Here is a 19,216-nt window from a genome sequence, read left to right as displayed (position 1 = left end):
CGATTGATTAAAAAGTAATCTTATAATAATAAATTAACTTGTTTATCCTTAGTTAGATTGAGCAGTAGGCTCTGACTTAGCAGGGGTTGAAAGCTGTGTAATTGCAGCTGTTACTGCAGCTTCAGCAGCCGTTAACAAAGCATCTATTGCTGTATTGAGCTCACCAAGTTCTTTTGCTCCTTTATCTTTTGTAGCATCTGTTACAAGTATAGCACTCTTTGCATGAGCATCAGTAATACCCTCCTTACGAAGGTCGCTCTCACCTTTTAATTTATTCAAAAATGTTCCACTTGAAGTCTTAGCAGCAACAACCTTCTCCTTTATCCCAGCAAACTTGCTGGCCCCAGTTTCCAATTTTGTCAACTTACCCTGTACATCCAATATTAATTGATATACCCCTGTAACCAATGCTCCATTATGGTTTTGCTCATCCTCAAGAGTACCATCATCTTTAATTTTCTTACCAATAGCTTTAGCAAGCTCATCAATGGACTTAACTAAAGTATGAATTTCTGTAACACTCTTAGCAAAAGCGACAGCCTCTTTTATGTTTTTAGTTATTGTATCTAGGTCAAAGATTGTACCATCAGATTTAGCCGCTTGTCCATCTTTAGGAGAAGTCCCTGAATTATTACAAGACATGAGTAAAAATAAAGTCATTAATAATGCACTTAAAGTAATTCTTTTCATTATCACGTGCCTCCTTATTAACCAGGGGAACAAAATATAAATAAAAGGAAAACGAATCTCATGAAGAGAAGAGTTTTCCTAAAATGACTTTATTTAGTTATGTATATTTTATTAATAATTATTTATTGTTTCTGTCCGCTAGCTGCTGCTCCTGCAGGTGTAGTAGAATCTGCAGATTTATCTTCTTGTTTAACGGCAGCTAGTGCTTCACTGATTGTTTTTAAACCACTATCAACAGTATTTCTTATTGCTATTATTAGAGTACTTAAAGTCTTACCAACAGCACTAGCAGCAACACCATTAACTGCAGGTACAGCTTTGTCTTCATTTTTAGCAGCAAATTTACCACCCTTAGCCATAGCTCTTAAAGCTATTCCTCCCGCAATAACTGCATCTTTTCTCTTAGTCTCTTTAGTACCACTATCATTTTTAGCAGTAGCAATCTCAGCAACATCCTTTGCTTGATCAATATCTTTACCGGCTGAAGCCATACCAGACTTAGCAATAGCTTGTAAAATGTCAGCACCAGTTACTGCACCTATTGATGCATTTGCCTTAGCAGCCTCAGTTTCAGTTCCATCATCAGATGCTTTACTAAACAACTTACCAATATCCTTTTTGTCATCATCTGTAGTCTTATTTGCCTCTGCACTCCCTTCATTGTCTTTTAAGACCACGTCAACAATAGTTTTAATTCCTTTAACAAGAGAGTTAACACTTGAAGCATCTGCGGGTGTAGCATCTTCATTTTTGACAGCATTACCAACAGCAGTATCAGTTGTAGCCCCTTTAGCCGCAGTCTTAGCCCCTTCTGCGATCTTGTCTAATGTTCCTGTGATAAAAGTATCAACGACTGATTTAAGTTTCAAGTAATTTCCATTATTAGCAACTTCATCTTGTAATTTCTTTTTAACAGATGTCATAGTCTCTGCAATTTTAGTGAAATAAGCTCCAATATCTTCCTTTTTAGTCTCAGCCTTAATACCAAAAGAACCAGAAACCATATCAGAAAGGGAAGTAAAAACATCTAAGAACCCTTTACCTAAATTAGCAATAGAATTTAAGAAAGTGGTTTTAGGATCTTCCGTCTTAGCACTCCCACTCCCACAACTAAGAAGTAAAAATAAAGTCATCAATAACGCACAAAAAGTAATTCTTTTCATTATCACGTGCCTCCTTTTTACTCAGGAGGGCAAGATATAGGTAAAAGGAAAACAATTCTCATAAAGAGAAAAGTTTTCCTAAAATGACTTTATTTAGTTATGTATTTGTTATTAATTCTGATTATTAACTTTTAGTTTCAGGAGTCTGATTATCAGTAGTATCAGTAGTATCAGTAGTATTAAATTTAATAGCATCTTTAACTGTTTTAAGGCCCAAATCAATAGTGTTTCTTATAGCAATAGTTAGAGTACCCAATGCTTTAGTTACTGCACTTACTGCTGCACCTTTAACTGCAGGAGCATAATCATTATCAGCAGCACTAGGACCAGCAAACTTTCCTTCCTTAGCCATAGCTCTTAATGCTATTCCTCCTGCAATAGTAGCATCTTTAGGAGCTAAAGAAACATTTCCGGTTGTTTCTTTAGCTAGCTTAGCAGAATCACCATTTTCTTTAACCATAGCTTTTAGAATATCAGCACCAGTTACAGCCCCAACAGCTTTAGCAGAATCTGCTGCTGATTTTTTAGGATCATTAGCAATAGCTGCATTAGCAAATAATTTACCTGCCTCACCATCCCCAGCATTAGCAGTTCTTACTCCAAGATCATCGGCTTTTTTATCGGTACCAGCCTCAGAATTACCTTTATCTCCAAGTGCCACGTCTACAATTGATTTAATACCCTTTACTAGTTTATCGACTTCAGTACCAGCAACACCAGCAGCATTGGCAGCAGCAACATTACCAAGCAACTTATCACCTATAGTACCAATAACCTCACTAACGGTTTTAGTGCCCTGGATTATTTTATCAAGAGTGGTTGTAACCAATTTATTTACTGCGGTCTCAGTTGTAGTAGTATTAGGGTTATTTTCACTCTTCATATTAGTAACAATTCTCTCAAAGGCCTCTTTAGTAGATGAAACAGTGTCATGAATCTTCTTAAAGTAAGCTGCAACATCAGACTTTTTAGTATTAGTATCAAAACCTAAAACCCCTCCAACCATATCAGTAAAGGAAGTGAAAACATTTAAGAAGTCATTACTTAAACTAATAATAGATTTTAAGAATCTACTCTTAAAACTCTGTAATTAAAATAATATAAGTTCTTATTAAGAGATAAAATAAGTTAAATAATTATTTATAAGCTCAGTCCAATACTTTATAGTTTTAAGCTCTGGTTTAGCTTCAAAATACTCAAGTATATTAGAATCATTAGCATCCTTTAATTGTAATAAAAACTTATTTATCATTTCTAAACTATCAAAAGGTACCATATCTAACACCGAATGCATCCTTTTAGATGCTTGTAACAAGTTCTTGTAATAATGATACTTAGCAGGTATACGTTTAGACAGACTCTCAAACTTAGTTACAGATTTATGACTCACAAATTGTTGTTTTATTGTACTTTTAGTTACTGTTTCAATATTAACGATTTTAGTTTCCTTCAGAGAATTTATAAGTGGAACATTGATACTACTAATTTTTTCTTTACTATTTTCTTGAATATGACTTAAGGAACTAGCATCAGTGTCAACTTCACTCTCAATTGATAGGTATCCTACAAGAGCATATCTTTTATGATATGTTATACATGAACCTACAAGTTGAGATAATGTATTTTGATCTTTGCTCTCGTTGATATTAATTCTTTGCTGTAAACAAGTGTATCAAATGAATATTCATATCCATTATTGGGACTGTAAAATGTTGTTGTAATAACATTAATTGTATTATTTCCTACAACTTTAAATGTTGGGCATTGCATGAAATCAATGTCCAAATTATTGTTCTTTATAACACTCTTAATTTCCCTTATTATCTCATTAAAATCTTGATATTTATACCCATATCCATTAAGGTTCTTAGCAACACCACTTAAATTCATACGTAGACTGTGCAAAGACTTTAAAAAGTTTATCCTTGCTTGATTCTTACTTGCTTTACACATTCTAGTTATTATATTTACAATATTTTTTATCATATTTAAACTGCTTTTTTCTTCTTATAAACAAAATAATATAACAAAAAAATTGTATTTATCAATTTAGCAATAAAAATTTATAAATACAATAACTTAGATATGGAATTAATGTATAAAATTACCTAACAAAAAATTAGAGTTTAATTAAAAATTCTTAATAGAATACTTAACTAAACTCTAACGTCTCTAACATGAAAGAACAAAAGGCAGTTCACAATGAACAATACCTAATAACGGATTATATTACTTTTTCAAACAAAATTCAATTAATATTAGCAAATACTAAATACTTATTAAGTATTAGACAAATCCGGTTCAAAATTTTACATTAATAATTTATTATTCAAGTGAATTCATTCCTTCCTTTAATATTTATAATTAAAACCATCATTATATAACTTTAAGACAAAATTTAATACTTCCTTTATAAACTCTTTACTTATTCTCCTTTAAATTCTTTCATAACTTCTTCTAATAAATCTTTTTTGTCTCTAAATAACTTATCCATTAAGAAGCTTGTAAACTTACCATTTTTCTTATAAAAATCATAACTATCTCGACTTTTAAGTTGGAAACGAAGAGGTTTGATTGAATTTTGTCTTGACTTCTTTATTGTTTTAGTTTCCTTATTCCTTAATATAACTAATGTTTCTAATATTCCATTTTTTATCAAAAATTCTTCTTCTATAACTCCTTCTTCTATTGCATTAGCAATCTTTAAATAATTATAAACTTGGGCTCTTGCAAGTCTAAAATCCTTAGAAAAGGAATCAAAATTTTTATAACCATCTAACTTATAATACTGATTATCTTTTATTTCTTTTAAAATTTTCAATGTTTCTAGTTTACAATAAATTTCTTTTTTAGAATTAATTTTTAATTTTTCTTTTAAAGAATTGTAATAATTTAATGCACCATCATTAATAACATAACTTCCATTATCATTTAAAACTCTTTTATTTATCTTTATATCCATTCCAAACTCCTTTTTAATAAATTGTCTAATAATTAGACGATTTATGTTTTCTTTAAAAATTTTTCTAAAATACTTTCATATTCTTTTATATAATCTTTACTTAAATCAAAAATATTGTTCTCTGCTATTCTCCTATTTAAGTCTTCTCTTTCCGATATTATTCCTAAAAATCTGTCACTTTTTTTTAAAATCTCAAACAATGCTTTATGCGTTTTATTCTTTTTAAATCTTGTTATTATTAAAAATATAGGTAAAGTTAACTTCAATTTTTTTATGAAAAAATTAAATAAATCTAAACTTTCAACTGCCCACTTCTCAGCCGTCATTGGAACTATTACATAATCACTACATATAAGTGCATTTTTCAATGTAATGTCTAAACTAGGATTTGTATCAATAACTATATAATCATATTCAAAACATAAAGTACCTAAACTGGTTTTTAATAAAATATCTTTACATTCAATTTTTTCTTCATTAAAATTATGTAAAGTTAAGTAACTAGGAATTAAATCAAGATTATTGTCTATATTAATGATAGAACTCTCAATATCTATGCTTTCTTTTAAAATCTCATAAATATTAAATTTAGTTAAATTAACATTAAGTTTTTCTATCTTTTCATAAAAATAACTAGTTGTTGATGCTTGTGTATCCATATCTATTAGTAAAACTTTACACTTTTGAGCCAATAATGTTGCAAGTATGATTGAGCTTGTACTTTTTCCAACACCACCTTTAATTGATGCTATTGTTATTACTTTTGGTTTTTTTGTATCCATTTTTCAATCAAACCTCCTTCTGGTAATTTCTTTCCGTAAAATTCATATACTTCTCTTTCTAATTTTTTTATTATATGAATTAAAGATTGGTAATATTTTGTATCGAACTTCTCTTTTTTAAGTAAACGAGATATCCCTTTAAGATAACAACAAACACTACCCTTTTTAAATCTAAATTCTAAATAGTATACTTTTGAAAATGTAGATGTTTTTATTACTCCATTTTCTTCATATTTCATAACAATATTTTTTATTGGTCTTCTGTATCTATAAAAAATTCCTAAGAATTTGTCTCCTTCTTGTATAGGAAATAAATGAAAATATTCGATCTTGTTTTGATTAAACAACCCTCTAAATGAAATAAAAAACATACTTTTTATACTTTTATAAATTCCAAATTTGTATAAATCTTCCATAATTTTAGTGTGATATATTTTTCGACCCTCAATTTCTTCTATCCTAATAAAAAGAAGTTTTTCTTCTTTTGGAATTAACCTTATTTTTTTCTCTGCATTTTCTATTACATCATTCATAACAAGTCCTCTAATTAATAACCTGTTTAAATTCATTATCATTCAGGTATTTTTGATCATTCTTTATTAAATCTAAAAAATCATAGTAATAATGATTATTAAATACTTTTCCATACTCCAATTTTACCTGTTTACCTAAATATTCTTTCAGCAATGGTACAAACATTTCAATTCTTATTTTATGCCTTAATTGATCAATGAGTATGCTAAAGATGTTGTTCCTAATATCTTTTTTATTTTCCTTATTATTTGTTTTAACACACTCAACTGACTTTTTAATTTTTTCTATTATCTTTTTTAAATCACTGTATTTATCTTTTTCTATGATAAAGTGGGGCTTGTTTTTATATTGTTCATACACGTTTTGTATTTGTGTTTCTAATCGTTTACTGTCATATCCCTCATCCCTTAAATTAGATTTTGTCTCATTTAGTATCTTAGTTAATTCTTTTTGTTTACTCTTAAGCTTACTGTTATTTGGTTTAATGCTATTTGTTTTTTCGTAACTACAATTTTCAGCTATTTTAATGGCTTTCAATAATTGAATTTTAAAATCTTTTTTCGCTTCTAAATTCAAAATAGAAAGGAAAGCATTTGATTTAAAATTGCATTTCTTAGCGTACTTCTCTAGTTGTAATCTTTCTATAGATTTTATGTTTTTATCTTCTTCTATTTTATTATATTTATTATTGAAACACTCTGCTTTTTCTACACTCTCCTTTTTATTACATCTTTTTTTTAAGTAGCCATTTACACGGTTTTTGTGTCTTTCTTCTTTTTTTTCTCTAAAGTGTTTATTGATTATGTGATGACATTCTTTTTTAGAGTATTTAAGTTTGTAATGAACTTCAGTTCCCATGTTAACACCCAAATGTTTGTGATAATTAATTGTTACTTTAAATACTTTTTCTAATTTATAAAGATATTTTTGAAGTGTTTTAAGAGTGGTTTCTTTGTGTCCATTGCGTTTTAAGTTTCCATTAAAGTAGTAAAGTAGATTGCTTTGTGTGTATTTTTTATTTTTATTATTGATATATTCAATTGTTGATATTAGTACTATTAGTTTGTGTTGGTATTTATTGTGACATTGTATATCAAGCTTTGTAGCTTGTTTATTCTCCATTATTAAACTCCTTTTGTTCTTATTACTGTTAATAATAACCCAATTATTAGTAATAAGTAAATCATTAGTTAGTAAAAATAAAATATTTTTATTAGATTAACAAAAAAAATATATCAAAAGTTTTGACAAAAACAATTTTGTGTTTTTAGTACTTCATAAAGTAGGAGTTTAACATGATAAATGTAACAAAAATAATTAATCAAAGATCAGAGGTAGAGATAAAACAATTTGGTTTGTATGGACAAATGATGTTTAAAGAATTTGAATCATTTTCATATCAAAGTCAAGAAAAAATTCAGGGTAAGCAAAAACAAGTAAGTAAAATAAGTAAGGTAAGACGTAAATTACCAAAAATTGGTAAGGATGAGTGTTTTAAGTTTAATAGTAAGGTTTATTTTAGTATGCAAAGAGAAGCATTAAAGCATATGGGTGCAAGTGAGAATGGAAGCATGTTTATTGGTGCTGATTCTTTAGAAAAATTAATTCGGAATAGAATACTTAAAGCTATAGGAAGAGAAATTCCATTTGAAGATAACTTAAAGATGAGAAAGGGGAAGATGCTTGAGGTCCTAGGATTTAGAGAATTTGTACGTATGCACGCAAGTAATATTGAAGTGTTACATAAAAACAAATATGCAAATGGTGTTGACAAGTATAATTATTTTAAAAAATTCAGAGACCGTGAGACATTAGTTGGGTCAACAATTGATGGCTGCTTTGTAAGCATCACAGGAGAAGCAGAGTTACTTGAGAACAAAGTTGGTGATAATCTTTACTTAAAAAGTGCAGCTTTTGAATACAATAAAACAGGTAATTTTTTAGAAAATAAATACTTCTTCAAATATTATGTTCAGGTACAAATGCAGCTCTTATATACAGGTTTAAACAAAGGTAATTTATTTTTTATTATAGATGATGAGGCCATAAACTGTGTAATTGATAGAGATGATAATTTTATTAGTGCTGTAATGACTGAGGTTTCAAGATTGGAGCGGGATGTAAATAATATTGCCAAATCTTTAAAGTCAAAGAGTGATATTGATATTAAAAATATTGAGTTAGACGAGCTGAGTGTTATTATTGGAGATTTTTTGAAGGAGAGCTTTGTATATCAAGAGTTGTGTGATATAAATTTCAAGTTTAAATTTTTAGAATTTGTAAAATCAAGTCAACTTGAGATTAATGGAGGTGGGAAGCAGCTTTGAAAGGGATGTTTTAGCCAGATTAGTTTTGTGATTGTGTTTTTTTTGTAAAAAAACTGAGAGTTTTATTATCTTTGTTATGAAAGGCAACTAAATTGTGGTTAGTAGGTCTTTTAAAATATGAGAATTGTATAAATACAGCAATAGGGATGTTACTTTTTATGTCTTTATTTTTACATAAAAATCTTTAAAAAGATACAATTTAATAATAAGTATATTAATACTAATTATTATTAACTTTATTAAGTTAAGATATATAAGAAGTAATTGTTATATTTTATTACCATGCAGTATACTTCAAAGTTTTGGGATTAAGACAAGTATGCTATGGAAAAGTTGTATTTATAGATGCATAAGTAAGCAATTTGAGATAAGTGGAGTTAAAATCAAAGGTGTGTAGGGCTATCATTTTGTAGCAACTAATATTTCTATTGTGCTTTAACTTGAACTTAAAGAAAGGGAAAAAGAGGATTCTTTAACGCCTAAGTGTATATTTAGGCTTGCTTAAGATTCAGTCTGTTACTTTTATATGTATTATAAACTGAATGGTTATTAAAAACTAAAGTCTTAACAAATAATTTTTTGTAAATAAAAACCTAATTTGACGTTTAGGTATTTATTGGTTGATAAAAATTTTGAAATGGGAAGTAGTATCGAGGTATATAAAAATATTAGCAAATACTTAAAGGTAGAGTCAATTTTTAAAGGTCTTCATTGCATGGGAAATCTGGTGTGTAGAAATACTTGTATTTTACAGAAAGGTTATTTTTAAGGAGGAGAAGTTTAATTTTTCATTTATTAATCCTATTTACTTAATTCTTTTATCTATTTCTTTTAGCGACATATTTATTAAATCTTTCTTTCTTAAATGTTATTTCTTAACTTTCTGATTATAAGAGGTGCATTTAACCCCCTGCTCCATTACAACTACTTAAGACATTTGTTTTAAATTGGTCTAATTCACTATCGTTCATTTGACCAAAGTATGCTTTTATTAATTCTTTAAAAGTTCTTTTTTGGTCTTCTGCATTATTTCCATTACAATTTTCAGTTTGAGTTTTTATATGTTCTAGAGCAGATTTTATCTTACTTTCGTTTGAAAGTATAAACCGATTAAATTTGTCATTATCATTTAAAGCTTGTTTTAAGAAATCCAGATTTGTTTTTTCAGTATTATTTAATTTTTCTCTTAATTTTTTTTCAGGTGTTTTTGGTATTATTTTTTTATTTTCTACTAACTCATTTGTTGTTTCATGATTAATTTTCTTTTTTGATATTTCGGGTTTGCAACAATAAAGTAGTAGTGAGCTTAAAAGTATTAATGATATTGCATATTTATTCATGATATTTTCCTTTTTTAATCTTTATATACAATATAGCCTATATTAGGTTTTTTTCTTGGATTCTATCTATTACACTTATGAATATTAATTGTTTTTGTAAAGTTTATTGTTTTGTTATAAAATTTATGTTAAATATATTTTTGTTAACCCGTTAATTAACTTATATTAAATGATATGAGTAGGATAAAGAGATCATTAGATGATTATGTTGTGTAATGTTATAAAACCTTGCTTAAACTTAAATCTGTACTTGACCTTAGTAAAGGTAGGGAATAATAGAAATGGAATTTCTAAAATCAAGTCTATTTATCAAATTGAAAAAGAAATATAAAAAATATGGTATTGATATATCTAATTTAATTAAACCGAAAGCATTGGATATTGATTTTAAAGGATTTGAAAGTAGATATTTAACTTCAAAATAACTTGAGGTAATACATAACATCGAGAAGAATAATCAAAGTAAGATTATCCTATTAGGTGGGATTGCTAGCGGTAAAACATTTTTAGCATGTTATTTATATCTAAAGATATTCATTAAGAATAGACATCTATATAGAGACGATACTAATAATTTTATAATAGGTAATTTCTAAAAGTCATAGAGATTAAGATTTTAGGGTAGTTTGAAGCAATTGCTCTTATGCTTAAGATATCCTTTAGGCCTAAGTTTTCTAATACATCGTATTTTAAAATAGACTCTCTAAAAGTTAGTCTGTATGGAGGAGATAAGGCAAGTGATTTTGAGCGGTTTAGAGGTGTTTATTCTGCACTTATTTACGTTAATGAAGCAACTACTCTTAATAAGGAAACATTAATAGAATGTTTAAAGAGACTTAGAGTGGGTATGAAAACAATTATCTTTGATACCAATCCTGACAGCTTGTAGCATTTATTTAAAACTGATTATATTGATAACACAAAAATTTACTCTACATATAACTTTACAACATATGATAATGGTTTAATTTTTAGGGATTTTATTAAAACCCAAGAAGAGATTTACAGGGACATGCCAACATATAAAGCTAAAGTCCTTTTAGGAGAATGGGTTGCGCCATGTGATTCGATATTTACCAATATTAATATTACAAGTGAACATGAATTTGTAAATCCAATAGCATATTTAGATCCTGCATACAGTATTGGAGGAGATAATACAGCTATTTGTGTGTTAGAGCGAGTAGATCAAAGTTATTATGCATTTATATTTCAAGAAAAGTTACCATCAGGTGATCCTAAGATGTTAAATACAATTAAAACTATACTTACAAATCTTAATGTACATACACTATATGTTGAAGATAGAGATAATATCTCATGACATGAAAATGTAACACAAACTTTTTTAAAACTTAGATCAAGTATGAATCATAAGTTTAGGATTGCACCGATAAAACCTATAAGTAATAAATTTACTAGAATTACTACGTTAATAGAGCTATTTGCTACATCTAAACTTAGTATTATGGATTATTCAAGTAAGTCAGCTATATCTGATATTTATAAGTACAAAGGAGATGGTAAGGGTGATGATTCATTAGATATCATGTAAGCATCATATATGTTATTGACTTTGGGTATTCGTAATCTTAAGGCACATTTTACTAAAATAAGGTTCCTATAACACTTAAGATATTATATAATAATTACATAAGGAGTGTTTTTATGGGACTTGCTCAACCAGTTATTACTCAACAAATGGTTATAGCAGAACTTACTAAAGCTGGCATTAAGAGAGATATTGCTATTGATTTGTCTTACAGATATTATCGTAATGAACTGACTTATAAAGATATTGAGTATTTAGAGACTACTTTTAACCTTAAGCTTGAAAAGGTAGAAGCAACCTTACAATCCGATATTAGAGACCTTGATAATAAAATTGACAACGTTAGAAATGAGTTAAAATCTGATATTAGAGACCTTGATAACAAAATTGATACTGTTGAGAATAATCTTAATACTAAGATTGATACAGTCAGAAGTGAATTAAAATCTGACATTAAAGACCTTGATAACAAAATTGATACTGTTGAGAATAATCTTAACACCAAAATAGATACCAAATTCAATGAACTTGATAATAAGATTGATGTTAACAAAATGGAACTTAAAAGTACACTAAGACTTCATGGTTGGATGTTTGGAACCATTATTACCCTTAATATAGGAATATTCTTAGCATTAATGTCATTATTAGTAAAGTAAAATTATTTAATTATCTTCCTTCTTTAAATGACCTTCTGTTAATTATTTTTTTACAAAGTCATTTAATTATTTGTTGCTTTTTTATCTTATTCAAAGCCTTTTAACCATCTTTCCCTCCTGAGTAAAAAAGGAGGCACGTGATAATGAAAAGAATTACTTTTTGTGCGTTATTAATGACTTTATTTTTACTTATGTCTTGTAATAATTCAGCTTCTTCTCCTAAAGATGGGCAAGCGGCTAAATCTGATGGCACTCTTATTGATTTAAAGTCAGTAAGTTCAAAAATAACAGAGGCTGTTGCTTTTGCTAAGAGTGTTACAGAAATTCATACCTTAGTTAAGTCCATTGATGACCTCGCTAAGGCTATTAAAAAGAAAATTCAAGCAGATGGTCTTCAAGATGATAATGGTGGTAAAAATGGATCATTGCTTGCTGGTGCACATAGTGTAATATCAGCTGTAAAAACTAAATTGGGAGTATTGGAACAAACAAATGGAATCTCTGATGAATTGAAACAAAAGGTTACTGCTGTTAAGACCGATAATGATGCATTCATAAAAAAGTTGGAAACTGAGCATTCTGATCTTGGTAAGGCAGATGGCGCTGTTACTGATGAACATGCAAAAGAAGCTATAGATAAAACTAATAAGCCAGATGGAACCAAAGGAGTTGCAGAACTTAAAAAACTCAACACAGCAATTGATGCTTTGTTAACTGCTGCTGAAGCTGCAGTAACAGCTGCAATTAATGCGCTTTCAACTCCTGCTCAATCTAACTAAGAGTAAACAAGTTAATTAGTTATTATATGATTACTTTTTAATCAATCGTTATTTTCTTATAAAATAAAGTCTATAAATAATAAGCTAGGAGTTTGCTTCTCTTAGCTTATTTTGTTTCTTTATTCTCTATCTACTTGCTTTACTATTATTCTTCTTAGATTTCTTATGATTACTTATCAATTTTAGACTTATATTTATGTTTTGATTTTACCTTGTTTTATCACTTAATAAGAACTTAGATTGCTTATTTTTACTTCTGAGTTGTGGGAGTGGCAGTACTAAGACTGAGGATCCTCAGAGTAGATTCTTAAAATCTCTTATTAGTTTAGGTAATGACTTCTTAAATGTTTTTACTTCCTTTTCTGATATAGTTGGAGGGGTTTTAGGGTTTAATACTAATACTAAAAAGTCTGATGTTGGGAACTACTTTAAGAAAGTACATGATACTCTTTCATCTACTAAGACATCCCTTGAGAAAATTGTTTCTGATATGAAATCTGATAATAATCCTAATGCAGAGGCTACAGGTATTGCTGTAAAAGCTCTAATTACTAATACTCTTGATAAAATAATCCAGGGGGCTAAGACTGCTAGTGAGGCTGTTGGTACTACAGGTGATGAGTTACTTGGTAATGTTGGTACTAATAATGCTGCTGGTGTTGCTGGGACTGAAGTTGATAAACTAGTAAAGGGAATTAAAGATATAGTAGACGTGGTTCTTAAAGATAAAGGAAATGCTGATGCTGGTACTGATAAAAAAGCCGAGGATCTTAGCGCAAGAACTGCTAATGGTAATGGTGAAGCAGGTAAATTATTTGCTAACGATAACGCCGGAGATGCTGCTAAGGCTAAGGCTAAAGATGGAACTATTGCAGGTGCTATTGCATTAACAGCTATGGCTAAGAATGGTAAATTTGCTGGTCCTAGTGCTGAAGCTGCTGAGTATGCTCCCGCGGTTAAAGGTGCAGCTATCAGTGCAGTAATTAAGGCATTAGATACTTTAACTATTGCTATAAGAGAAACAATTGATGTGGGACTTAAGACTGTTAAAGATGCTATGAAATTTAATTCTACCGATACTCCTGTAACTACTGATAATACAATCTCTGAAATTAAGAAGAACTAGTTAGAATTTAATAACAATAAACATAACTAAATAAAGTCATTTGAGGAAAACTCTTCTCTTCATGAGAATCGTTTTCCTTTTATTTTTATTATACTTATTACTTTATTTTTACTTCTTAGCTGTGGCAGTGGTCAACAACCACAAGTAGGTAAGGATGGCGAGGCAGCTACAGGTGGGCGAAGTTTAAGTGCAGTGCTAATGGAAGTAGGTAAAAGTGCTGAAAATGCCTTTTATTCATTTTTAGAGTTACTCTCAGATACATTAGGCTTAAGAGTAACTAAAGATACAACTAAAAATGACGTAGGGAACTATTATAAGAAATTAGCAGAAGGAATAGAGAAAGCTGTAGGGGAATTGTCAGCAATTTCAGGTCAAACTGATCAGTCTGATAAACAATCAGAAAAAGAAGCAAATGAATCAGAATTAGATAAAGCGATTGAAAAAGCTAAGCAAATGTTTGAAAAATTAAAAAGATATATAGTTTCTTTAGAGAGAATAGGAGATATTAGTAAAGTAGGTGAGGTAGGAAGCGATACCCAAAAAGGAGTATCAGCAAGTGCAGATGAATTAAAGATAGTATTTGAAGCATTGAAAGGGATTGTAAATTCAGCTGTGGAAGCAGGTGTTGAAGAATTAAAAGGAAGTAGGTTAACATTGTCGCAAGCATCAATAGGAGTAGCTTCTCCAGAAAATGGAGCCAAGGTTTTAGCTGAAAATGCTAATGCAGGATCAACAGTAGGAGATAAAGCGGCAGCAATAGTATCCGCAGTGAGTGGAGAAGAAATATTAGCTTCAATAATTAATTCAACAGAAGATAAGGCTGTGAAAATCGGAGCTGATGCAACTGCAGATACAACTCCATTGGAATTTGCAGTAGGAGGTACTGTAGGGAATATAGCAAAAGGTGCGGCGCTGGCAAGTGCCGTGAGTGGAGGAATAGCATTACGTTCCTTGGTTAAAGGAGGTAAATTAGCTGCAAATAATGATGCCAATGATAAAATAACAGTACAAGCAGTAGGAATAACATCAGTAAATAAACTATTAGTAGCGGTAGAAGATATAGTTAAAAAGACAGTAAAGAATGTTCTTAAAACAGCAAAAGAAAAAATAGATGAAGCAAGGGCTCCGAAAACAGCAGGTCAGTAATAAGATAGATTCATTACTTTAAAATAAGATTAGAAGGCATCTTAGATCGATATCTAAGATGCCTTCTATATTGTTGTAATTAACTTTAAGAAATTAAATTGGCTTCTTAATTTAAAATTTCTTTCTTTGGTTCATTTATCAAAATAGGTCATGGGTTTTACGAGATTTTTGGCTTTTTTGGTAATGCTATTGGTGATGCTTTGGGACTTACAGCAGTTAAATCGGGTGATAAGAGAAGTAAAGTTGGTGAACACTTTAAGACTATAGGTGATGGACTTACAATTACTAAGAATAAGTTAAAAGAGTTATCAGGTGAAATATCTGAAGCAAAAAATGCTAATGGTAGCACAATTGAAGCTGTTAAGGGTGCAATTAACAGTGCTAGTGATGTCTTTGAGCAACTAATTGCTGCTTTAACTAAACTTGCTGGGGTTGCTAAGGAAGCTGGCGATACTAATATTGGTGATGCTAATAATGCTGGTGCTGCAGTTGCTGCTGATAAGGATGGAGTTGACACTATAATTAAAAGTGTGAATGCAATTATTGAAGTAGCAAAGAAATCTGAAGTAGAAATCAGTTCTGGAGATGCTGGTGCTCAGGTAGTTGCTGGTGATGATAAGGCAGGAGCAACTCTTGCAAAGTCTGGTGCTGCTGCAGCTGCTAACTCTGGTCCTAATCTAGCTGAAGAAGTGTCTAAAGCTGATCCGTGGGCAATGATTGATAAGATTAAAGATGCTAAAACTAATGCTGCACTTGCTGCAGGCAATGATAATGAAGCTGGAACTCTAGCGACTAAAATTGATGTTCAAGCTAATACTGGTGCTAAAACAAATGCAGACTTAGCAGCTGCTGTTGCTCTTAAAGCTATGACTAAGGGTGGTAAATTTAGTGCTGCTGCTAATGAAGATGGTGCAGTTAAAGCTGCTGCTGTAACTGCTGTAAATAAGGTACTGGGAATACTTGACTTAATAATTAGGAAAACAGTAGCAAGCGAACTAGATAAAGTAGGAAAAGCTGTTAAGGGAATACAGTACTCTGAGACTACTACTGAATCAACTGAAGCTAGTACGACTACTCAACCTGCTGCTGCTAAATAAATTATCTAATTAAATAATCTACTAAATAAAGTCATTTAAGGAAAACTTTTCTTTTTATAAGAATTGTTTTCCTTCTTTACATTTTGGTGATGTATTAAATATTTGTACTAAAGATAAGAGAGTAACTTTTATTCACTCCTATGCTACTTAGGTGGAAGTAAGTATTCTAAGATTAGTTTTGATTAGTAAGTAATTAATTTTACTTTATTAAAATAATTTTAAATAGATTTTAATTATTACAGAATAAAATAACCGGGGTTTTATGAAATTTATTTTTGTTATTTAAAATAAAAGGGTGTACACTTACCAGTAATTATTGTATTTCAATATCGAGATTTAATAATTAAATAATCTAATATCCCAGGAGGGAGATATGAAGAGAAGTATTTTATCAGTATGTATATTAACATTATTATGTTTGTTATCATGTGATATCAATGCCCTTAATGATTTATTAAATGAAGTAAGGGAAAAATTTTTAGATGAAAGCAAAGATAATAAAGGTTTAAACCATAAACAAGAAAATCAGGAACAAAAAGAAGTTGTTATAGATGCTTTTGAAGAGGGTGTAGAAATAAAACAAGATATGGGAGTAAAGCCTGTTAATGCGGGATTTGAGGTGTCTGAGCAATTTTATCCATACTATGTCCAAGAAGAAATAGAGATAAAAGAAGGAGACCTAATACCAAGTACTGAGTCCGAAAAAGAAGTAGATAATGCAGTTAAAAATATAGAGCGTGTTATTGAAGATTCTGGATTTTCTCAATTAATTGAGGATGCACTTAAACTCAAAAGTGAATATGAGCGATTAGAATCTAGTTTTTATGGTATTCTTTCAGAACTTAAAAATAAAATAAGGAGTAGTAATCTTATAAAGGATAAAACAAATAGACAGAAGCTCATTAAATTACAAAATAGGTTCAATGAAGAAAGGAATCAGCTTGATATGTTTATGACCCAAATTGATGCAGGACTTAATAAAAGAAGTTCTGCAAAATATTTTTTTGAAGAAGCGCAAAAAACTTTAAGAGAAGCTATTATTGAAAGATTAAGAAATAATAAACGTAGAAGTTACTCATCAAGAAGATGGAATAGCGATTCTTTAGCTCAAAAGGCACGAAGTGATGCAGAAAATGTTTTAAGTTTATTAGAATCCTCTTCTTCTAATATAGGAGAAGCAATAGGAATAAAGAAAGAGATAGAGGAACTCATTAATGAGGCAAAGTCTGTTCTAGAGAATCTTTCAAGATAGAGATGGTAAAGATTTAAATCTTTTATAAGATTAGTATTTTCAATAAGAGTTCCTTATAAAGGAACTCTTATTAATTTTATTTAAATAAGTTTTTACAAACTAATTACCTTTAAGATTTGACTATGAGTTTGTACTGCTTAAATGTCTTAACAAGTGTGAGTATTATTATTCCAAAGTGTTTTTGAAAGGTATCAAATGTTTTGATATAATAATGCAAATTGAATAACTGGTAAATTATTTTAAAGCTTTGGTGGGAGTAATTGCTTTTGAATACTGATATTGAAAAAGATGATTTATTAAATAAGGAATATAAGGTTTTAGATAAGGGCTTTATCAAGCTTGTTGATTATATGGGTAGTGACGAGAGAATAGTGCAAGCAGCAAGAATTTCATATCGAGGTGAAAGTATTAGGAGAGAAGATGATGAACTTATAGATTATTTAGTGAGAAATGAGCATACAAGTCCATTTGAACAAGTTGTTTTTACATTTTATGTTAAGGCCCCTATATTTGTTGCAAGACAATGGATGAGACATAGAACAGCAAGGATTAATGAAGTGTCTGGTTCATATAGTTTGCTGAGAGAAGAGTTTTATCTTCCTTTAGAAGAGGATATAAAGATTCAAAATGTTGAGAGTAAGCAAACTGAATCTAATTTTGCAAAAGATGTGTTAAGCGATTTAAAGGAAAGTCAAAGTTTTTGTTACAAACTATATCAAAATATGATAGAGTGTAATGTTTCAAAAGAAGTGTCTAGAATAGCTTTACCGTTAAGCTTGTATACTGAATGGTATTGGCAGATTGATTTAAATAATCTTTTTCATTTTATCAAAATAAGGTTGGCGTTCAATGAATCGAAAGAGGTTAGGGAAAATTCATCAAAAGAGATGCGTGAATATGCCAGGATATTGATTGATGTTATTGAAAAAATTGTGCCTATTGCTACTAAAAGTTTTAAGAATCATATCTTAAAAGGGTGTAGGTTGTCTTATGAAGAGATAATAGCTATTTCTGGTGCATTGAATATTAGTAAACTCAAATTGGATGATAAGGCATTAAAGAGGTTAAAAGATAAACTTAATATTACATAATAAACAAAGTTTCCTTTTATTGTATATTGAAAAACAGTAATAATGAGATATCTTTATAAAGAGTAAGTTAGTTTTGGATTTTATGTATAGAGTTGTATTTATATTTTGTGTGATTTGTTTTGTAAGTTGTGATTTATTTAAAGATTATAATAATAAAAATAATAAAGATGATTTCTTGCAAAAACCAGTTAATGTTAATTTAAAATCAGATTGGAGAGATAATCTTGGACTTAATAAAGAAGAGACCGGTATATTAACTTTTTTGTTGTTAGTGTATTAAAAAATGAATTACCCAAAGGTGTTTCAGCTAATTTTGATATCCATTTAAAAGGAGATGTATCTAAAATAGAAGAATATATTAAAATGTTTTTGTTGAAACTGAACGATAAGGGAAAAGTTAAAGAATTACTTAAGCATATTAAATATGGTAAAGATAATTCACCTAATGTAGAGGGTAGAGATGAAAATCTTAATATAGATGCAAAAGAGCATTATAGAATAGAAAAAAGACTTGCCGATGTTTTTGATAATTATTTTATGTTTTTAAATCCTCCTGTGCCTGGACCTGCTGTTGAAAGAGATCCTGAAGAGAAAGTATTTGAATTGATTAAACAAGTGTGTTATGAGCATAGAAATAAAAGCTGAAAAATTGTGTGTAGAATAGATTTTTAAGATAGGTTTTAGTTATCTATTTTATACTATTAAAAACTAAACTA

The 19,216-nt window shown here is 29.4% G+C and carries 19 protein-coding genes and 5 pseudogenes; 13 read left to right on the top strand and 11 right to left on the bottom strand.

Features of this window, described 5'->3' with window-relative positions; all coding sequences use genetic code 11:
- Positions 1–48 precede the first annotated feature (48 nt).
- The 10 genes and pseudogenes from bpSLO_RS06955 to bpSLO_RS06915 all read right to left on the bottom strand — a co-directional run bounded on the left by bpSLO_RS06955 (position 49) and on the right by bpSLO_RS06915 (position 7,253).
- On the bottom strand, positions 49–690 hold the full coding sequence (locus tag bpSLO_RS06955; protein WP_246990139.1) for a Vsp/OspC family lipoprotein: 642 nt from the start codon (positions 688–690) through the stop codon (positions 49–51).
- 122 nt (positions 691–812) lie between these two features.
- On the bottom strand, positions 813–1,856 hold the full coding sequence (locus bpSLO_RS06950) for a variable large family protein (protein WP_246990147.1): 1,044 nt from the start codon (positions 1,854–1,856) through the stop codon (positions 813–815).
- A 121-nt stretch (positions 1,857–1,977) separates the two neighbouring features.
- Positions 1,978–2,931: pseudogene (locus tag bpSLO_RS06945) on the bottom strand (variable large family protein); the annotation flags it as partial.
- A 33-nt stretch (positions 2,932–2,964) separates the two neighbouring features.
- Entirely contained in the window at positions 2,965–3,243 is a 279-nt protein-coding gene (locus bpSLO_RS06940; RefSeq protein ID WP_246990138.1) for a hypothetical protein, read from the bottom strand.
- Positions 3,244–3,390: 147 nt separating this feature from the next.
- Positions 3,391–3,447 (bottom strand): annotated as a pseudogene (locus bpSLO_RS08155) (hypothetical protein); the annotation flags it as partial.
- A gap of 8 nt (positions 3,448–3,455) precedes the next feature.
- On the bottom strand, positions 3,456–3,839 hold the full coding sequence (locus tag bpSLO_RS06935) for an ERF family protein (RefSeq protein WP_246990137.1): 384 nt from the start codon (positions 3,837–3,839) through the stop codon (positions 3,456–3,458).
- A 439-nt stretch (positions 3,840–4,278) separates the two neighbouring features.
- A complete protein-coding gene (locus tag bpSLO_RS06930; RefSeq protein ID WP_246990136.1) occupies positions 4,279–4,815 on the bottom strand; it encodes a chromosome replication/partitioning protein in 537 nt (178 codons plus the stop codon).
- A 41-nt stretch (positions 4,816–4,856) separates the two neighbouring features.
- Complete coding sequence (locus bpSLO_RS06925) at positions 4,857–5,597, bottom strand: ParA family protein (protein WP_246990135.1); 741 nt, start codon at positions 5,595–5,597, stop codon at positions 4,857–4,859.
- The gene (locus bpSLO_RS06920; RefSeq protein ID WP_246990134.1) at positions 5,573–6,130 is read right to left on the bottom strand and encodes a DUF226 domain-containing protein; all 558 of its coding nucleotides are present in this window, start codon (positions 6,128–6,130) and stop codon (positions 5,573–5,575) included. Before bpSLO_RS06920 ends, bpSLO_RS06925 begins: the two co-directional genes overlap by 25 nt.
- A gap of 10 nt (positions 6,131–6,140) precedes the next feature.
- On the bottom strand, positions 6,141–7,253 hold the full coding sequence (locus tag bpSLO_RS06915) for a plasmid maintenance protein (RefSeq protein ID WP_246990133.1): 1,113 nt from the start codon (positions 7,251–7,253) through the stop codon (positions 6,141–6,143).
- A 173-nt stretch (positions 7,254–7,426) separates the two neighbouring features.
- Between bpSLO_RS06915 and bpSLO_RS06910 the strand changes: the two genes are divergently transcribed.
- From bpSLO_RS06910 to bpSLO_RS08115, 3 genes and pseudogenes are all read left to right on the top strand, one after another.
- On the top strand, positions 7,427–8,458 hold the full coding sequence (locus bpSLO_RS06910; protein ID WP_246990131.1) for a BppA: 1,032 nt from the start codon (positions 7,427–7,429) through the stop codon (positions 8,456–8,458).
- 156 nt (positions 8,459–8,614) lie between these two features.
- Positions 8,615–8,692 (top strand): annotated as a pseudogene (locus bpSLO_RS08120) (DUF261 domain-containing protein); the annotation flags it as partial.
- The gene (locus bpSLO_RS08115; protein WP_432432503.1) at positions 8,661–8,855 is read left to right on the top strand and encodes a DUF261 family protein; all 195 of its coding nucleotides are present in this window, start codon (positions 8,661–8,663) and stop codon (positions 8,853–8,855) included. The pseudogene bpSLO_RS08120 and the gene bpSLO_RS08115, both read left to right, overlap by 32 nt.
- Before the next feature lie 505 nt (positions 8,856–9,360).
- Here the strand turns inward: bpSLO_RS08115 and bpSLO_RS06900 are convergent.
- Complete coding sequence (locus tag bpSLO_RS06900) at positions 9,361–9,798, bottom strand: Mlp family lipoprotein (RefSeq protein WP_246990129.1); 438 nt, start codon at positions 9,796–9,798, stop codon at positions 9,361–9,363.
- Positions 9,799–10,079: 281 nt separating this feature from the next.
- Here bpSLO_RS06900 and bpSLO_RS08110 point away from each other — a divergent pair.
- The 10 genes and pseudogenes from bpSLO_RS08110 to bpSLO_RS06835 all read left to right on the top strand — a co-directional run bounded on the left by bpSLO_RS08110 (position 10,080) and on the right by bpSLO_RS06835 (position 19,145).
- A pseudogene (locus tag bpSLO_RS08110) lies at positions 10,080–11,425 on the top strand (PBSX family phage terminase large subunit).
- A 41-nt stretch (positions 11,426–11,466) separates the two neighbouring features.
- A complete protein-coding gene (gene bdr, locus bpSLO_RS06875; protein ID WP_025407583.1) occupies positions 11,467–12,009 on the top strand; it encodes a Bdr family repetitive protein in 543 nt (180 codons plus the stop codon).
- Between the two features lie 143 nt (positions 12,010–12,152).
- Positions 12,153–12,788 (top strand): Vsp/OspC family lipoprotein, encoded by a 636-nt coding sequence (locus bpSLO_RS06870; protein ID WP_348648864.1) that lies wholly within the window; start codon positions 12,153–12,155, stop codon positions 12,786–12,788.
- A 256-nt stretch (positions 12,789–13,044) separates the two neighbouring features.
- A complete protein-coding gene (locus bpSLO_RS06865) occupies positions 13,045–13,914 on the top strand; it encodes a variable large family protein (protein ID WP_246990144.1) in 870 nt (289 codons plus the stop codon).
- An 81-nt stretch (positions 13,915–13,995) separates the two neighbouring features.
- Positions 13,996–15,060, top strand: a complete 1,065-nt coding sequence (locus tag bpSLO_RS06860; protein ID WP_041178827.1) for a variable large family protein — start codon at positions 13,996–13,998, stop codon at positions 15,058–15,060.
- Positions 15,061–15,173: 113 nt separating this feature from the next.
- Positions 15,174–16,157, top strand: a pseudogene (locus bpSLO_RS06855) (variable large family protein); the annotation flags it as partial.
- Positions 16,158–16,530: 373 nt separating this feature from the next.
- The gene (locus bpSLO_RS06850; protein WP_246990126.1) at positions 16,531–17,409 is read left to right on the top strand and encodes a P12 family lipoprotein; all 879 of its coding nucleotides are present in this window, start codon (positions 16,531–16,533) and stop codon (positions 17,407–17,409) included.
- Between the two features lie 266 nt (positions 17,410–17,675).
- Positions 17,676–18,500 (top strand): FAD-dependent thymidylate synthase, encoded by an 825-nt coding sequence (thyX, locus tag bpSLO_RS06845; protein ID WP_246990143.1) that lies wholly within the window; start codon positions 17,676–17,678, stop codon positions 18,498–18,500.
- Between the two features lie 109 nt (positions 18,501–18,609).
- Positions 18,610–18,780 carry a hypothetical protein gene (locus bpSLO_RS06840; protein WP_246990124.1) on the top strand — a complete coding sequence of 57 codons (171 nt, stop codon included), beginning with the start codon at positions 18,610–18,612 and terminating at the stop codon, positions 18,778–18,780.
- 83 nt (positions 18,781–18,863) lie between these two features.
- On the top strand, positions 18,864–19,145 hold the full coding sequence (locus tag bpSLO_RS06835) for a hypothetical protein (RefSeq protein ID WP_246990122.1): 282 nt from the start codon (positions 18,864–18,866) through the stop codon (positions 19,143–19,145).
- The last annotated feature ends 71 nt before the right edge of the window (positions 19,146–19,216 follow it).

This window comes from Borrelia parkeri, assembly GCF_023035815.1.
GTDB classification, from domain to species: domain Bacteria; phylum Spirochaetota; class Spirochaetia; order Borreliales; family Borreliaceae; genus Borrelia; species Borrelia parkeri.
Note: the sequence above shows the minus strand (reverse complement) of the source record. Positions and strands in the feature narration are given on the sequence as shown.